15 protein-coding genes and 1 tRNA gene are annotated in these 16,135 nt (G+C 60.8%); 2 read left to right on the forward strand and 14 right to left on the reverse strand.

Annotated features, from left to right (window positions below):
* Window positions 1-483: 483 nt before the first annotated feature.
* Complete coding sequence (locus FJ404_04305; GenBank protein ID MBM3822109.1) at window positions 484-1,749, forward strand: DUF3472 domain-containing protein; 1,266 nt, start codon at window positions 484-486, stop codon at window positions 1,747-1,749.
* Here FJ404_04305 and FJ404_04310 read toward each other — a convergent pair whose 3' ends face one another.
* Genes FJ404_04310 through nuoF form a run of 9 tightly spaced genes read right to left on the reverse strand, consistent with a single transcriptional unit; the run spans window position 1,750 to window position 12,327 of the window.
* Window positions 1,750-3,204 carry an NADH-quinone oxidoreductase subunit N gene (locus tag FJ404_04310; GenBank protein MBM3822110.1) on the reverse strand — a complete coding sequence of 485 codons (1,455 nt, stop codon included), beginning with the start codon at window positions 3,202-3,204 and terminating at the stop codon, window positions 1,750-1,752.
* A gap of 10 nt (window positions 3,205-3,214) precedes the next feature.
* Window positions 3,215-4,789, reverse strand: coding sequence for an NADH-quinone oxidoreductase subunit M (locus tag FJ404_04315; GenBank protein MBM3822111.1), 1,575 nt, complete (start codon window positions 4,787-4,789; stop codon window positions 3,215-3,217).
* A 2-nt stretch (window positions 4,790-4,791) separates the two neighbouring features.
* Complete coding sequence (gene nuoL / locus FJ404_04320) at window positions 4,792-6,708, reverse strand: NADH-quinone oxidoreductase subunit L (protein ID MBM3822112.1); 1,917 nt, start codon at window positions 6,706-6,708, stop codon at window positions 4,792-4,794.
* 4 nt (window positions 6,709-6,712) lie between these two features.
* Complete coding sequence (gene nuoK, locus FJ404_04325) at window positions 6,713-7,018, reverse strand: NADH-quinone oxidoreductase subunit NuoK (GenBank protein ID MBM3822113.1); 306 nt, start codon at window positions 7,016-7,018, stop codon at window positions 6,713-6,715.
* 7 nt (window positions 7,019-7,025) lie between these two features.
* The gene (locus FJ404_04330) at window positions 7,026-7,535 is read right to left on the reverse strand and encodes an NADH-quinone oxidoreductase subunit J (protein MBM3822114.1); all 510 of its coding nucleotides are present in this window, start codon (window positions 7,533-7,535) and stop codon (window positions 7,026-7,028) included.
* Between the two features lies 1 nt (window position 7,536).
* The gene (locus tag FJ404_04335) at window positions 7,537-8,100 is read right to left on the reverse strand and encodes an NADH-quinone oxidoreductase subunit I (GenBank protein ID MBM3822115.1); all 564 of its coding nucleotides are present in this window, start codon (window positions 8,098-8,100) and stop codon (window positions 7,537-7,539) included.
* A gap of 16 nt (window positions 8,101-8,116) precedes the next feature.
* Window positions 8,117-9,193 carry an NADH-quinone oxidoreductase subunit NuoH gene (gene nuoH / locus FJ404_04340; protein ID MBM3822116.1) on the reverse strand — a complete coding sequence of 359 codons (1,077 nt, stop codon included), beginning with the start codon at window positions 9,191-9,193 and terminating at the stop codon, window positions 8,117-8,119.
* A gap of 19 nt (window positions 9,194-9,212) precedes the next feature.
* Window positions 9,213-10,928 (reverse strand): 2Fe-2S iron-sulfur cluster binding domain-containing protein, encoded by a 1,716-nt coding sequence (locus FJ404_04345; GenBank protein MBM3822117.1) that lies wholly within the window; start codon window positions 10,926-10,928, stop codon window positions 9,213-9,215.
* A gap of 22 nt (window positions 10,929-10,950) precedes the next feature.
* Window positions 10,951-12,327, reverse strand: coding sequence for an NADH-quinone oxidoreductase subunit NuoF (gene nuoF / locus FJ404_04350; protein MBM3822118.1), 1,377 nt, complete (start codon window positions 12,325-12,327; stop codon window positions 10,951-10,953).
* 52 nt (window positions 12,328-12,379) lie between these two features.
* Between nuoF and FJ404_04355 the strand changes: the two genes are divergently transcribed.
* A tRNA-Gln gene (locus FJ404_04355) sits at window positions 12,380-12,453 on the forward strand.
* Window positions 12,454-12,516: 63 nt separating this feature from the next.
* On the opposite strand, the gene FJ404_04360 is transcribed toward FJ404_04355, so the two are convergent.
* The 5 genes from FJ404_04360 to FJ404_04380 form a co-directional block, all read right to left on the reverse strand.
* A complete protein-coding gene (locus tag FJ404_04360; GenBank protein MBM3822119.1) occupies window positions 12,517-13,047 on the reverse strand; it encodes an NAD(P)H-dependent oxidoreductase subunit E in 531 nt (176 codons plus the stop codon).
* Window positions 13,035-14,318, reverse strand: coding sequence for an NADH dehydrogenase (quinone) subunit D (gene nuoD, locus FJ404_04365; protein ID MBM3822120.1), 1,284 nt, complete (start codon window positions 14,316-14,318; stop codon window positions 13,035-13,037). The genes FJ404_04360 and nuoD overlap by 13 nt, the downstream gene beginning before the upstream one ends.
* A 19-nt stretch (window positions 14,319-14,337) precedes the next feature.
* Window positions 14,338-14,919 carry an NADH-quinone oxidoreductase subunit C gene (locus tag FJ404_04370; protein MBM3822121.1) on the reverse strand — a complete coding sequence of 194 codons (582 nt, stop codon included), beginning with the start codon at window positions 14,917-14,919 and terminating at the stop codon, window positions 14,338-14,340.
* A 25-nt stretch (window positions 14,920-14,944) separates the two neighbouring features.
* Complete coding sequence (locus tag FJ404_04375; protein MBM3822122.1) at window positions 14,945-15,487, reverse strand: NADH-quinone oxidoreductase subunit B; 543 nt, start codon at window positions 15,485-15,487, stop codon at window positions 14,945-14,947.
* A gap of 278 nt (window positions 15,488-15,765) precedes the next feature.
* Window positions 15,766-16,113, reverse strand: a complete 348-nt coding sequence (locus FJ404_04380) for a dihydroneopterin aldolase (GenBank protein MBM3822123.1) — start codon at window positions 16,111-16,113, stop codon at window positions 15,766-15,768.
* Window positions 16,114-16,135: the final 22 nt, after the last annotated feature.

A 16,135-nucleotide genomic window follows, 5' to 3' on the forward strand; every position in this document is an offset into this window, starting at 1 on the left:
CGGTCTCCGGAGATATTCGCTGCTCGAAGTCAGGAGGCATGAAGCCCAGGGATGAGCGGTCCGCCCCTGGCCCATGAAGAATCGGCCCTGGAGACCTGAAACCCACACACCCCGGGTATTGGATTGCGAGGCTGGCATCCCTCCGGGATGCACAGGCTTGGGCGACCCGGTGGACCGGTGGTATCGTCGCTGCGCTCCTCCACCACCGGCTCATCGCTGGCAAGCCTCCGGCTGGCGACGGAGCCGCGTCACGTCACTCTGGTCTCACATCCCTTCTGCATCTGTCCCGCATCTCCCGCTTGGGGGTAGCGTGTCTGAAGCTGGTCATCGCTTTGGCGAAAGACCGATTGGAAAACGGGGTTGAACATTCATGGGGTGCGAGGGAGCCTTTGTGATCATGCACGCAAGTGAATTCTGGGGGAGCGCACACGAACGAAAGATCCTCGTCATCGATGGGATGAGGAACCAGAGGCCGGCCCGTTGATGAACTCCATTTTCGGTTTAGCCCTTGCCGGGATGGCGGTGGTGCTCAGCGTGGCCGCCGAGGTGCGGGTGCCGGCTTTTACCGGTTATGCCGACCCCGATGCCGACGGAGCACGGTTTTCAGAGAACTCTGGTGTGACCGCATGGCGGGATCCGGCCGTAACGGTGAGCTGGTTCGGTGATATGAGAGAGCGCGTCACGATCGACGCCGCAATCGAGTTGCGCTTGCCCGAAAACGTGGTTTCCAAACTGCGCCTGACCGTCGCAGGCCAGTCTCGCGACGCGGAAGTGCGGGGCGCAGGGGCCAGCGTCGTTACGGCGAGATTCGGCACGTTCGAAATCAAGCAGCCGGGATACCAGCGGTTCACGCTCGCGTCGCTCAATTCCGTGGGACAGCCCTTCGGAGATCTCAGCGCGCTCGTGCTTGCAGGGGTCAGCACCCACAACACTCATTTCAACACCAAGCCTCGGCGGAACGCGGCCTCGGTTCATCTCAGTTACCTCACGCCGAAAGGCACCCATGTTGCCGCGTTCTATTGCGAAATGACCGGCGTCGCGGACACCATCCCGACTTACTACATGGCGTGCGGCTGGCACCGCGGATACTTCGGCATGCAGATCAACAGCGCCACGGAGCGCCGCATTATTTTCAGCGTCTGGGACAGCGGCGACGAAGCGGTCAGCCGAGCGAAGGTCAACGAGAGCAACCGTGTCACGCTCGTGGCCAAGGGGGCGGGCGTCTATTCGGGCGACTTCGGCAACGAAGGCACTGGGGGGCACAGCCACTTGAAATTCATGTGGAAAACCGGCGAGCCGCAGAAGTTCGTCGTGACGGCTCAGCCGACGAACAACACCTTCACCATTTTCTCCGGCTATTGGTTTCATCCCGGGAATAGGGAATGGATGCTGATCTCCTCATGGAAGGCTCCGAAGGACGGGGGGTGGCTGCGCGGGCTCTACTCTTTCAGCGAGGATTTTGGCGGCAGCCGCGGGCACTTGCCCCGCAAGGCGCTTTACGGCAACCAATGGATTCGCACGGATGCCGGGCTTTGGCATGAGATCACGACAGCCAGTTTCAGCCATGATGTTACGGGCAAGGCGGATCGGCTCGACCGTTTCATGGGGGTCGAGAAGGGCCAATTCTTTTTGCATCACGGGGGTTTCGTGGAGGGCTATGCGCAATACGGCGAGAAGTTGACCCGCCCCGCCACCGGTTTGGCTCCGGTTTTGCAACTGCCGCCCCTGCCGGATCGAAACGGCTATTGATCAGTTGCGCAGAGCCTTGACGGCGGCTTCGGCCGCAGCCAGGAGCGGTTTGGGAACGATTCCCAACACCACCACCGCAGCCGCACACGCTCCCAGGCCGAATCCGGCCAAGGTGGACACGGGCAGGGCTGGCATGGATGGGTTGTGCGGCGCCCAGTAGGCGGCGCGGATCAGGCCGAAGTAGTAATAAAACGAGGCGACGACGCCGAAGAGTGCCACGCCGACGAGGGCGTAATACGAAGTGAAAGAAACACCCTGTTCCAGCGCGGATTTGATCAGCAGAAACTTGCCCGTGAATCCCACCAAGGGGGGGATGCCGGCCAAGGATACCACGCAAAGAGTCAGGCACGCCGCCATGTAGGGTGAGCGTTTGGAAAGTCCGGCGAGCGAGTTGAAATCCACCGAAGTCTGCTGTCCGCTCAGAAGAGTTATCACGGTGAAGATCCCCAGCACCGCGAAGGCATAAGTTCCGAGATAAAAAAGAATGGCGGTGGATCCCGCCGGGGTCATGGCGGCGACACCCAGCAACAGGAACCCCGCGTTGGCTATGCTGGAATAGCCCAGCAGGCGTTTCAGATCGCGCTGAGGCAGCGCGCAGAGACTGCCATAAAGGATCGTGCAGCCCGCGATGGCCAGCAGGAGTTTTTCCCACTTCAACGCCACATCCGGAACGACCGAAAAGGTCCAACGGACCAACAGCACAAAGCCCGCCGCCTTCGAGCCCACGGATAAAAGCGCCGTCGTGGGAGCCGGGGCGCCTTGATAAACATCCGGAGCCCACATGTGCAGGGGGACGGCGGCAATTTTGAACAGGAATCCGCCCAGGACCAGGATCAAGCCCGCGAGAAACAGTTTGTTTGCAATGAGCGCCGGCGCTTTGAGGGCGATGTCCTGGAAGCGGGTGCTGTTGGAAGTTCCGAAGACGAGCGCAATCCCGAAAACCAGAAATCCCGAGGAGAGAGCACCGATGATGAGATACTTCACGCCGGCCTCGAGACTCGCGGTTTTGCCGCGCTGAAAACTGGTCAGCACATAAAAGCTGACCGTGATCAGCTCCAGGCAGACGAACATCATGCTCAAGTCCGTGGCGGACGCTGCGAACAGCATGCCGGCGAGCGCCATCAATTGCAGGGTGTGATATTCGGCGATGCCGGCTTTGATTTGAGGAGCAAACTCGATTGTCATCAAGGCCACCACGAATCCCGCGGCCAGAAACAGGCGTTTGAAGAACAGGGCCAGCGGATCCATCGTGATCATCCCTCCGAAGGAAGCCCCCGGGGCCGGCTCCCAAGCGGGCACGAAAGAGGCCAGCAACAACAGGAGCAGACCTCCCGCGGCCGCGAACCCCAGCTTCCGCTTATGTTCCACCGGCGTCCACAGATCCGCCACCAAAATGGCGAGGCCCAGGCCAACCGTGGCGAACTCGAGGTAAAGTGACGACCAGGAAAAGTTCATGAGGACCGAATCATTGGGCGGCCAGCCGTGGTTCCGTTCCGGGTAGGCTGGGCAAACGAACTCCAATTCCGGGTCTGCCACGGGACTCACCAGGCTGCGGCTGGAATCCCGCGATCCGGACGGCGCGCTCCACGCCCGGACGCACCCGGTCGAGCAGAAGGCGAGGCCAGCAGCCCAGCAACAGCAGGCAGGCAACGAGGAGGATCATAGGGAAACCGCGCCAGAGCGAAGCATCGGAAGCGGAGGTGAATCCAGCCGGGACAGGGCCGTGCAATATGCTTCGAATCCCCCGCAGCATGTAAACCGCCCCGATGATGAGCGCGCCCCAGGCCGCCGCGACCACGAACCACGGCATGGTTTTCCAAGCGCCAAACAACACCAGCGCTTCCCCCGCGAAATTGGCAAAACCGGGAACTCCGCATCCCGCCATCATGGCCATGATCAAAAGGGTCCCAATGAGGGGCATGCGGGCGAGGAGTCCGCCCAATTGGGTCATATCCGTGCTGCCCACATGGTGTCGAAAATAACCGTGCAATGAAAAACTGAGGGCCGCGAGCAAGCCGTGGGCGACCATCACCATGACGGCACCGGCCACCCCGGCAATGCTCAGACTCGCAATGCCGAGGAAAATGAACCCCACATGAGCAACGCTCGAATGGCCGATCAACTGGCCCAGGTCTTTTTGCCGCATAGCCACCCATCCGCAGTGGAGGATGTTCCCCAAACACAAGATGGCCAGGACAGGCATCCATTCGCGAGCGCCCTCCGGCAGAAGGGGCAGTCCGACGCGGATCAATCCGTAAAGACCGAACTTCTTGAGCACCCCGGCGTGGAGCATGGCAGCAGGGGTGGGTGCGGCGCCGTATCCCAGCGGCGCCCAAGTGTGAAACGGCCAGAGAGAAACCAGGATTCCGAACCCGAACAGCAAGAGCCCGAAAATCGTGCTCTGTTCCCCTGAAGGAATGGGCTTGGCCTGGACAGCTTTTGCCAGAGCAACCCAGTCGAATGTTTTGGCGCCGGATTGGACGTAAAGCAGAATGAGTCCGACCAGGGCGATCAATGCACCCGCCGTCAGGTAGAGCGTGATTTTGAACGCGGCGTAGTTCTTGTCAGGGCCCGACCCCCAGACGCCGATCATGATAAACGTCGGCACCAGGGCGAGTTCGTGGAAGAAGTAGAAAAAGAACAAGTCGATGGAGGCGAAGGCCCCCAGCACCCCAGCCGCCATGACCTGCAACAGAACGTAGAATTCCTTGTCCCGTTCCGACCGGATTTCCCAAGCGGCACATACCGCGGCAAAGGCGACAATGGCCCCCATGACGATGAGGCCGAGATTGAGCCCGTCCACGCCCAGTTTGAATTGAATGCCCAGCGATGGCAGCCAAGCCCACTCCTGGACAAAACGAAACCCGTCCACCTCCGGGGCTTGATCGAAGCGCGCGGCGAGGAGCAGGGACAACAGCATCGTCAGGGCGGAGCTGGCCAGGGCCAGCATCCGGATGCCGAATCGAAAGTTTCTCGGCACGGCCAGGATGAGGCCGGCGGTGGCGAGCGGCAGCAGGATGATAAGAGTTAACAGCGACATGGTCAGCTCACGAGCGTCATCAGCAGCATGAGGACGAGCCCCGCGACGACGAAAAAGGCATAGGTTTGCAGACTGCCGGTCTGGAAGAGCCGGAGGGCGCGCCCTGCCAGGTCCACGGTGCCATGGGCACCCTTGACCCCCAGGCCGGCGATGATCCAACGGTCGATCCATCCGGCGAGCGCAGCCAAGGCATCATGGAGCCGCACCCCGATTTTCTCGTACAATTCGTCGAAGTAAAAACGCGCGCGCATCGCTCGCGCGAGTGCGCCCAGTTTGGCGGGCAGGGGATCCCGTGAGGCGCCGCCATACAAGGCGGCGGCGAAACTGACGCCGAACAGCGTCGCGCCGAGTCCGAACATGGCCGCGGCGGGAGCATGCCCGAACGGAGCGAACGGGTCGAAGCCGTGTCCCGGGCCGTGGGGAACGGCTGACGGAGGAAGGAATTGGAGCGTGAATCGCTCTTCAAGCCCGAAAAACCCCGCGATCACCGAAGGGACCGCGAGCAAGAGAAGGGGATAAGACATGACCGGCGGCGACTCGTGCGCGTGGGAGGCATGATCGGACCGCGGTGATCCCAGGAAAGCGACCAGGAAAAGCCGGCTCATGTAAAACGCGGTCATGCCCGCAACGGTCACCGCCAAAGCGAACAGCACGGGATTCCCGTGCGAGGCGGCGGCGAGGACGGCGTCCTTACTGTAGAAACCGCTGAGTGGAGGCACCCCGCAAAGCGCGGCGGTGCCGATGAGAAAGGTCCAAAACGTGACCGGCATGGAACGGCGAAGTCCGCCCATCTTCCAAATATCCTGCTCGTGATGGAGTGCGTGGATCACGGAGCCCGCCCCCAGAAACAGAAGCGCTTTGAAGAAAGCGTGGGTGCTGAGATGGAACATGGCGGCGGCGGGACCTCCGACTCCCACCCCCATGACCATGTAGCCGAGTTGTGAAAGCGTGGAATAGGCGAGGATGCGCTTGATGTCGTCCTGCTGCATGGCCATGAGGGCGGCGAGCAGGGCGGTGAACCCGCCGATCCACGCGACGATGTCTGCCGCCGACCAGCCGTGGAGGAACGCGAGTGCCTCGGGCCAGGAGGCCGGGAGTTGGAAGAGGAAAAACATGCGGCAGAGCATGAACACGCCCGCAGCCACCATGGTGGCGGCGTGGATGAGCGCGCTGACCGGAGTGGGTCCTTCCATCGCGTCGGGCAGCCAGACGTGGAGAGGGAACTGGGCGGACTTTCCCATGGCTCCGCAGAACACCAGGAGAGCGGCGAGACTGGCGAGCGATCCCAAGGCGGCGGGATGGGTCTCGAGGTGCTTTGCGAGTTCGGTGAAATGGAGGGTGCCGGTGGCGGACCACACGATCAGAATGCCGAGAATAAAGCCGAAATCACCCAGGCGATTGGTGAGGAAGGCCTTTTTGCAGGCATCCGCCGCCGCGGGTTTCTCGTGCCAGAACCCGATGAGCAAATAGCTGGAGACCCCGACCAACTCCCAGAAAATGAACATCTGCAGAAAATTGGTCGAGACCACGATGCCCAGCATTGAAAACATGAACAGGCTCAGGCTGCCGAAGAAACGGGCAAATCCGGGATCGCCGCTCATGTAGCCGAAGGAATAAGCATGAATGGCCGTGCCCACTCCGGTGACGACGAGGAGCATGAGCAGGCTTAAGGTGTCGACGCGGAAACCAAAGTCGGCCTGGAATCCCGCCACTTCCATCCAACGCACACTGAGCTCCACCCCTTGGGAGCCCGGGGGAGCGCTCAGGGCGAGCGCGACGGTGAGGAGAAATGAGCCTGCGACGGCCCCGATGGAAATGAGCGCGCTGAGTTGGGGGGAGCGCCGGGCGCCCAGCGTGATCGCCACCGCTGAAAAGAGCGGCAGGAACAGGATGAGCCAGGCGTAAGCGGGGGCGGTCATGCGGTCAGAGTTTCAGGGATGCCAAGTCCTCCACGTGCGCCGACTGGCGTTTGCGGTAGAGGGCCACGATCAGGGCGAGGCCGACGGCGACTTCAGCGGCGGCCACCGTGATGATGAAGAAAACCATGACTTGGCCGTTCAAATGATCGTTGAACCGCGAGAACGCCACCAGAGCCAGATTGGCGGCATTGAGCATCAGTTCGAGGGACATGTAGAGCACCAGGAGATTGCGGCGCAGAATGACGCCCAGAACGCCCAGGCAAAAGAGCAGCCCGCTGACGACCAGATAATGTTCGAGACCGACCTTCATCATGGACTTATTGGAGATCCTTTTTGCTTAGGAGAATCACGCCGACCATGGCCACCAGCAACACCAGGGACACGACCTCGAAGGGCAGCACAAACTCCGTGAACAAGACGCGGCCCAGCGCCGACGTGCTCCCTTCAAGCGAGGGGTTGATCCCGCCCGGGGCGGCGCGTCCTTTCAAAACGGACAGCACCAGGACCCCGGCCAATCCGGCCACGGAGGCCAGGCCCGCGCCGACTCCAAACCGGTTGAATTTCCGCCGGTCCTCTTCCTTCAAGTCGAGCAGCATAATGACGAAGAGGAAGAGCACCATGACGGCACCCGCGTAAACGAGGATCTGGACGGCGGCGAGGAAGAACGCGTGCAAGAGCACGAAAAGTCCGGCCAGGCAGATGATGGTCAGCACGAGAAACATCGCGCTGGTCACCGGGCTTCGGCTGAAGGGATTGGCCACGACCAGAAACCCGCAGAGCAGGGTCAGGCCGGCGAGCAGATAGAATGCGAAATCGGCGGGGCTCATTTCAGGACCGGGCCACGGGGAATGTTTCCTGGGCGTCCGCTTCGACCTGCTTTTGCTTCCATTTCTGGATGGTGTCCTGGTGAACACCGCCGAGCGCCAGCAGTTTTTCCTTGTTGTAGAGCAGTTCCTCGCGCGATTCGGCGGTGAACGAATAATCCTTCATCAAGAAGATGGCTTCCTCCGGGCACACTTCCTGGCAAAAACCGCAGAAGATGCAGCGCAACATGTTGATCTCGAACTCGCGCGGCATTTTTTCGGCGTTCGGGCGGTCGGCCGCCTGGCCTTCCGGACCGGGCGGGACGATGCGAATCGCCTTGGGCGGGCAGACGAACTCGCAAAGCTGGCAGGAGACGCACTTGGTATGGCCGTCCTGGTCCTTGACAAGATAAGGCGCGCCCCGGTAGCCGGGGGGAACCACCCAGCGCTGCTCGGGGTACTCCATGGTCACGGCTTTCCCCTGCACGGCCGTGCGAAAGAAATGATTCGCCGTGATCCGCAAACCGCCCCAGAGCGCGGGGAGATACAGGCGTTCCCAGAAGGTGAGCTTTTGACGAGGGACGATCATGGGATCCTGATGGAAATCAATGCCTGATGAAAAGGACAACCGCCGTGATGAGGATGTTGACCAAAGCCATGGGAATAAAGACGCGCCAGCCGAGGTCCATCAGTTGATCGTAACGGAAGCGAGGGAGCATCCAGCGCACCCAGATGAACACCACCATCAGCGCGATCATTTTCGCGAGAAACCAGCCGATGTGGACCAGGCCTCCCCAAATCGTGGAGGCCGGCGTGCCGCCCCAGAGCGGAGTCCAGCCGCCGAGGAACAGGGTGACCATCATGGCCGAGGAGGCGATCATGTTGGCGTATTCGCCGAGGAAAAACAGGGCGAATTTCATCGAGCTGTACTCGGTGTGATAGCCCCCGACGAGTTCAGTTTCCGATTCAGGCAAGTCGAAGGGCAACCGGTTGGTTTCCGCAAACGCGGCGACCATGAAAATGGCAAAAGCAATCGGCTGCTTGAAAAGCATCCAATCGAAGGCGCTGCCGGATTGATAAGCGATGACTTTGCTCAGGTTGAGATCTCCCACCAACATGAAGACGGGAACGACAGACATGCCCATGGCGATCTCGTAGGAGATGAGTTGGGCGCTGGAGCGGATGCCGCCCAGGAACGGATATTTCGAGTTGCTGGCCCAACCGGCGAGCACGATGCCATAAACTCCGAGCGAAACGATGCCGAACGTGTAGAGAATGCCCACGTTGAGATCGGCGATCACCATGGGCTGGCGGCCCAATTGGGAACCGAAGGGAATCACGGCCAGCGTTAGAAACGCGGGGATGGCCGTGATGGCCGGCGCCAGCCAAAAATAGACCTTCCGCACGTAATCCGGCGTGAAATCCTCCTTGAGCAGGAATTTGAGGCCGTCCGCCATGGGCTGGAAAATGCCCAGCCTCTTGAGGAATCTCCCGAGCACAGGAATGGCGTCAATGAAAGGAGGGACGGTGCGATTGGGTCCCACGCGGTCTTGGATGAAGGCCGAGACCTTGCGTTCCACCAGCACGGCATAGGCCACGAAGAACATGACCACGCCGAACACGACCGCGATTTTCACGGCGCTGAACAGCAGCCACTGCTGAGTCTCGGTCAGTTGTTGCATCCAGGTCATCGAACGGTGTTCAAATTTCGACTGGCACACCGGCATCGCCCAGCCGGCCCCAGGTCACGCCCTGCAACGGTTTCAGTTCCCGGGCCATTCCATGGAAGAGTTCCTCCATGTTGGCGGCCGCCTTTTGGCCGGTGGCCAGCGACAGCCATTCGGACAAGAACTCCCATTCCGGCCGGGCGTTCCCCCTCGGCTCGACGGCCTTCCAAAATCGTTGCAGCCGTCCTTTGGTGTTGATGAACGTGCCGCGTTTTTCCGCGGGCGCGCATCCGGGCAGGACATACTGCGCGTGGGGCAGGCCGCTTTGCGGCAGGACGTCGGAAATGACGAAAAGTTTGAGGCGCGCGAGATGTTCCGGAGTGAAGCCCAGCTGGAGCGGGTTCTCTCCAATTACGATCAGGTTTTGAACCCGGCCCTGCTCGATCCCGGCGATCATGTTCGGGATCTCGATGCCGGCTTCGGTGAAACTGATGCCGGTGATCCGCGCCCCGTTCGAGTTGGGATTGCGGTCCGGGCTCACCAGGAGGCGGTCGCCCTCCCCGGTCCGCGGAACGGAATCCGTGACGGCGCCGTAATGGCGCGCCAATTGTTTGAGGAGGAAGAGTTCCTCGGTGGATAACCGGGCGCTGGCGATGACAGCGGTGCTCCCGTGAGGGGACCGGCGCAGGGCGTCCGCGATCTCGCGCAGCGCCACGTTCCAAGTCGAGCGGCGTCCTCGGATCAACACCTCGCCCAGGCGGTCGGCCCGCCCGATCCAGTGGTAATTCAGCCGGCCCTGGTCGCACATCCAGCAGGCGTTCACGGCGTCATTCTCCCGCGGTTCGAGCCGGTGGATTTTCCCCTCGCGCGAGCCGATGGTGATGTTGCATCCGGTTCCGCACGTGGCGCACACGCTCTTGGTTTCCTTGAGAAACCACACGCGCATTTGAAATCGAAAATCCTTCGAGGTCAGAGCGCCCACGGGACAGAGATCCACCGTGTTGAGCGTGTAATTGTGATCGAAGGACGTGCCCGGGTAGGCGGCGATGGAATTGTAGCTGCCGCGGTTGACGATGCCGAGAACGTCGTGTCCGGCGATGTCCTTCGTGAACCGGATGCAACGGGTGCAGAGCACGCAGCGCTCGTCGTCGAGGATGATGCGGGGGCCGAGATCGACGGCTTTGGGTTTGTGAACCTTGGTTTCGACGAAGCGGCTGGCGGCCTGGCCGTGTTGAACGGAATACTCCTGGAGTTTGCACTCTCCCGCCTGGTCGCAGATGGGGCAGTCCAGCGGATGATTGATCAGGAGTGATTCGAGCACCCCTTCGCGCATTTGCCGGGTCGCGGCGGAGCCGGGGTAAATCTCCATGCCCGGGGAGATGGGGGTGGCGCAGGCGATGGCGCCACGGGGCGTCTGCGGTTCGTACGGCAGAACGGATTTCGCGATCCTTGGCGAGCCGTCCTCGTTGAGCACCGGCTTGCGATCCGGTCCCATCATCGGGGTGCCAAACTCGACGAGGCACATGCGGCAATTGCCCGCGACGGGGAGCTTGGGATGATAGCAGTAGTGCGGCACCTCGACTCCCGCAAGCTGGCAGGCTTGGAGCATGGTGGTCGGCTGGGGCTTGCCCTGCCAGTCGGGCATTGTCTTCGGCACGTCCAGCTCGCGGCCATCCACCTTGATGCGGATCTTGTCCGGCGGCGGGGGAGCGGCGGTCGCGGGTTTGGTTTCGGCGGGGGCGGCGGACATGGTTGAGATCGGGTCGGCGGCTTCAGGGTCTGGCTTCGTCTGCGGCGCCTTTGGTTTCAAATTCGTCTTTGAATTTCTTGACGAAACTCAGGACTGGCCAGGCGCAAGCTTCGCCGAAAGCGCAGATCGTCCGGCCTTGAATGTTCTGCGCGATGCCGAGCAGGTAATCGGCGTCGGCCTTGCGCCCGTGCCCGTGGGTGAGGCGATGGAGGGCCTTGCTCATCCAGAGGGAGCCTTCGCGGCAGGGGGTGCATTGTCCGCAGCTTTCATGAGCGTAGAATTCGGCCAGATTGGCGAGGCATTCCACGATGTCGCGAGTGTCGTCGATGACGATGATCGCGCTGGAGCCCGACATGGTGCCCGCCTGCTGCAGCGAGTCGAAATCATAGGGCAGATCGAGCAGGTCCACTTCGACCGTGTTCATCTGCCCGTCGGCGTCCTTGCGCTTGAGTTTGAATTTCTCGCCCGCCTTGAGGACTTTGGAGGAGGAGCCGCCCGGGATGATCGCCTTGAGACGGTGGCCTCCCCGGAGGCCGCCGCCGAAGGAGGGGTCGAGGATCAATTCGCCGAGGGTGGCTTTGCCGACTTCGACCTCATAGTAACCGGGTCGCTGAACGTCGCCGCTCAGGCTGACGATGCGGGTGCCGGTGTTGTTGGGCGTGCCGAGTTTGGCGTATTGGGCTCCGCCCATCGCCACGATGTGTTTCACGTGGCAGAGTGTCTCCACGTTGTTCACGATGGTCGGACATTGATAAAGTCCGAGGACGGCGGGGAAATAGGGTGGCTTGATGCGAGGGTAAGCGCGCTTGCCCTCGAGCGATTCGATGAGGCCTGTTTCTTCGCCGCAGATATAGGCACCCGCGCCACGATGGACGTGGATTTCGAGGTCGTAGCCTGTTCCGAGGATGTTTTTCCCGAGAAAATTCCGGGCGCGAGCCTCGTTCAGCGCGGCGTCGAGCAAACGGGCGCCTTGGGGCATTTCTCCGCGAATGTAGAGGTAGGCGAGTTTGACGTCATTCGCCCAGCAGGAAAGAATCATGCCCTCCAGGAGTTGGTGGGGATCTTTGTGAATGATCTGGCGGTCTTTGAACGTGCCGGGCTCGGATTCGTCGGCGTTGCAAATGAGGTAAATGGGCTTGCCGCTCTTGCGATCGACAAAGCTCCATTTCAAACCCGCGCTGAAGCCGGCGCCGCCGCGTCCGCGCAAGCCGGACTTGAGGACTTCATCCCGCACTTGTTCTTGCGGGGACATTTTCTTGCCGTCAGAGAGTTCTTTAACGGGGAGCGAAAGAGCTTTCCGAAGCGATTCGTAGCCGCCGTGGCGAAGGTAGCATTCGAGGTCCGGAGTGTAGCCCGGCTGATCGACATGCTTGAGGATGAGGCGAAATTCGCTCGGCATAGGGTGTCTTGACTCTCAGAAGAGATCCACTACGGTTTCTTCCGCGCCGGCTTGCCCGATGGTGTAACGGTAGCACAGCAGACTCTGGATCTGTTTGTCATGGTTCAAATCCATGTCGGGCAGCCAACTTCTCGGCGATTTTGCTTCCATGCTGGGCGTCAACATCAACATCTTGGAGGGGCGCTTGTGCTAACGTTGCTTGGCGAGAATGGCCTCTCCCATGGCCGTGGTTACTTTGGGCAACAACTCCTCGTTCAACAACACCACTGGGGCATTGCCGCAATCCGCGAGGCATTCGACAAACTCAACCGTGAACTTGCCGTCGGGGGTGGTTTGCGGGTGATGCTTCTCGGGATCGAGCCCTAATTGCTTGCAGAAATGGCCCCGCAGAGCCTCGCTGCCGGCCAGGGCACAACTCAAGGTTCGGCAAACTTTGATGTGGGTTTTGCCGAGAGGCTCCTGCCGGAACATCGGGTAAAACGTGACGAGCTCATAGATGTTGATGGGCTGAAGATCGAGTTTGCGGGCGATCCACTCGACGGCGCCGCGCGAGATGAAGCCGAAACGCTCCTGCACCGCGTGCAACAACATGAGCGAGGCGCTGCGCTTCTGGGGGTAACGCGCGATCACGGCGTCCAGCTCCGCTTCCATCGGGGCGGGCATTTGGAAGTCCGCGTGGCCGGTTGCGGCTGAGGGTGCAGTCACGTTCATCGGTCGCATTCCCCCATCACGAAGTCGATCGAACCCAGGATGCTCACCGTGTCGCTCACCATGTGCCCGGGCAGAAGCGCGGGCAGGATGCTCAAATTGACAAACGAAGGGGAACGGATCTTCAAACGGTAGGGAGTGCCTCCACCCTTGCTATGAATGTAAAAACCCAATTCACCTTTCGGATTCTCGGCGCCGAAATAGATCTCACCGGGCGGCGCGTTCAGGCCCTGGGTGACCAGGATGAACTGATGGATCAACTCCTCCATCCGCGTCAGGACTTTGGCCTTATCGGGCAGGACGGTCTTGCCGTCGGGAATATTGATGGGTTCCTTTCCGGCGTTGTCAGGTCCGCCGGGAAGGCGGTCCAGGCATTGGTGAAGGATCCGGACGCTTTGCCTCATTTCCTCCATGCGAACCAGGTAACGGTCGTAGCAATCTCCCACCGAGCCCACCGGCACTTCGAAATCGAGCTGGTCGTAGAGCAGATAAGGATGCGCTTTGCGCACGTCGTAATCGACTCCGCTCCCGCGCAAGTTTGGACCGCTCAAGCCGAAGTCGATGGCCATCTCTTTCGAAATCACGCCGATGTCACGGGTCCGATCCACCCAGATGCGGTTCCGGGTCAGGAGCCGCTCCACCTCGTCGATACAGACCACGACTTCTTTCAAGAACTGGCGGCATTGATCGGTCCAGCCCGGTGGAAGATCTCGCATGAGCCCGCCGATGCGGGTGTAACTGTTGGTGAGCCGCGCGCCGGAGATCGCTTCGGCTAAATTATAGATCTTCTCGCGCTCGGTGAACGTGTGCATGAACACCGTCAGCGCGCCCACGTCCATCGCGAAACAACCGATGCCCAGCAAGTGCGCCGAGACCCGGGCCAGTTCGCAGCAAATCACCCGGATATGCTGGCAGCGCGGAGTCAGTTGCTTGTCGATGCCCATGAGTTTCTCGACGGCCAGAGCGTAGGCGACGTTGTTCGCCAGAGGGGCAAGGTAGTCCAGTCGATCCGTGTAAGGGATGAACTGGGTGTAGGTCATGTTCTCCGCGATTTTTTCGTCCCCCCGATGGAGGTAGCCGATGTCGGGCATGGCTTGGGTGACGATCTCGCCATCCAACTCGAGGACCAATCGGAGCACCCCGTGCGTGGAGGGATGGGATGGACCCATGTTCAGCACCATCTTCTCGCCTTGCACGTCGATGAGTTCCTCCTCACCCGACGGGGAGGGCTTGGAAGCGCGAGCGGCGGCGTCGCGAATTTCCAGGGTTTGTGTGCTGGCCATGGTGCGAGGGTCGAAGGGGTTACTCGGGGTTTCGGGCGCGAGGTTCGCGGGCGACCGTGTCGCGGCCTCCAGCCACCGTGACGAACGGACCTCCTTCCAGGGGCGCGGGACGAGTGAAGGCGATATCCGGCAACTCACTGGGCTTGCCCGCGAGCGGAAAATCCTTGCGCAGAGGGAAGTAAGGATATCCATCCCACATCAAAATGCGTCGCAAATCCGGATGCCCGCTGAAGCGGATGCCCATCATGTCGTAGATTTCGCGCTCGTGCCAGTTGGCGGTGCGCCAGATTCCGGTGACCGAGGGCAGCTCGGACTTCTCCTCGGAAACCGACGTGCGCAGACGAATCGAGGCTTTGTGCTCCAATCCCCGCAGTTCATAGACCACCGTCCAGCGCGGGTCTTCCCCGTAGTGATCGAGCGAGCTGATATCGACGAGATAATTGAGCGCGAGTTGGTTCTTGGCGTAATCGGCCACTTCGACAATGCGGTTCGGGTCCGTCACTTGAACCGAAGCCTCGCCGCGGAAGAGCACCGGATCCCCGATGAGGATTCCGAATTTTTCGCGAAGCGCGGCAGCGAGCGTTTCTGGAGTGGTAGGCATGGCCCTCGGAGTCAGAGGCGGAGTCTCAGGCAATCTTGCCCAGGCTCCCGACGAGCTCCGGTCCGGGTTCTTTGAGGCGGGATAGGAGGGGCTGAGTGGAGACCTTCTTTTGCAGACGCAACAGCGCGTCGAAGAGAGCCTCCGGACGCGGCGGGCAACCGGCCACATACACATCGACGGGCACAATGTTGTCCACCCCTTGCAGGACGGCGTAACTGCGATACATGCCACCCGTGGAGGCGCAGGCGCCCATGGCGATGACCCATTTGGGCTCGGCCATTTGCTCGTAAATGCGGCGCACAGCCAGGGCCATCTTATAGGTGACAGTGCCGGAAACGATCATGACATCCGACTGCCGCGGGCTGAAGCGCATGACTTCGGAGCCGAATCGGGAGATATCGAAGCGGCTCGCGCCAGAGGCCATGAGTTCGATGGCGCAGCAAGCCAAGCCCATGGGCATGGGCCAGAGGGAGTTCTTGAGGAACCAGTTGAGGGCCGCGTCCACTCGGGTGACGACGACGTCACCCTCCACCTTGGAATTATAACCGATTTCGGTCGTCGTCTGCATGGTTGATCGTGGCCGGGGCGGGATCGATACCTCAAAGAGGCTCGGCCAGACACTTCAAGAACGGAAACAGGGCCGGAAACCGACCGAAAACCGCGCACCGTTTTCAGATGACCGGAGAAGATGCCGACCCCCTAAAGCTCCAGCAAGCCGAATTTGTGATTTTTTTCACAAACTTTGATTCTGTGATATTCAAGTTGTTGATAGCGAACGTAAAGTGACCATCACTCGATCCGAAATGAGTGATGCACTTGCACGTTGCCTGGCCGCCCGCAGCCATCTCATCGCTCGCGCCGAATCTGAACAGCAACCCAGCGTGCGTTGGGCAGGATGTATTTCTTCAAGGTCAGCGTGACCGCCGCGGGGTTGAACTCCTCCAGAACCACCCGCGCCAATCGTTCCGCCAGCGTTTCAATCAGCTTCCATTCTCCCTCCGCGGCAAATCCCACGAGACGCCGGGAAAGTTTGCCGTAATCGATGGTCCTCGCCAGGTCATCCGAGGCGGCGGCGGGTTCCAGAGGAAGCTCCAGTTCAACGCAGAGCCGCAGTTTCTGCGGACGCGCCCGTTCAGTATCCGGAACGCCCACACGGGCGATCAGTTCGAGATCTTCGATCAGGATGCGGTCCATGGGAGCGATTCGTTCAAAGTCG

It is taken from the genome of Verrucomicrobiota bacterium, assembly GCA_016871495.1.
In the GTDB taxonomy this organism is placed as follows: Bacteria; Verrucomicrobiota; Verrucomicrobiia; order Limisphaerales; family VHDF01; genus VHDF01.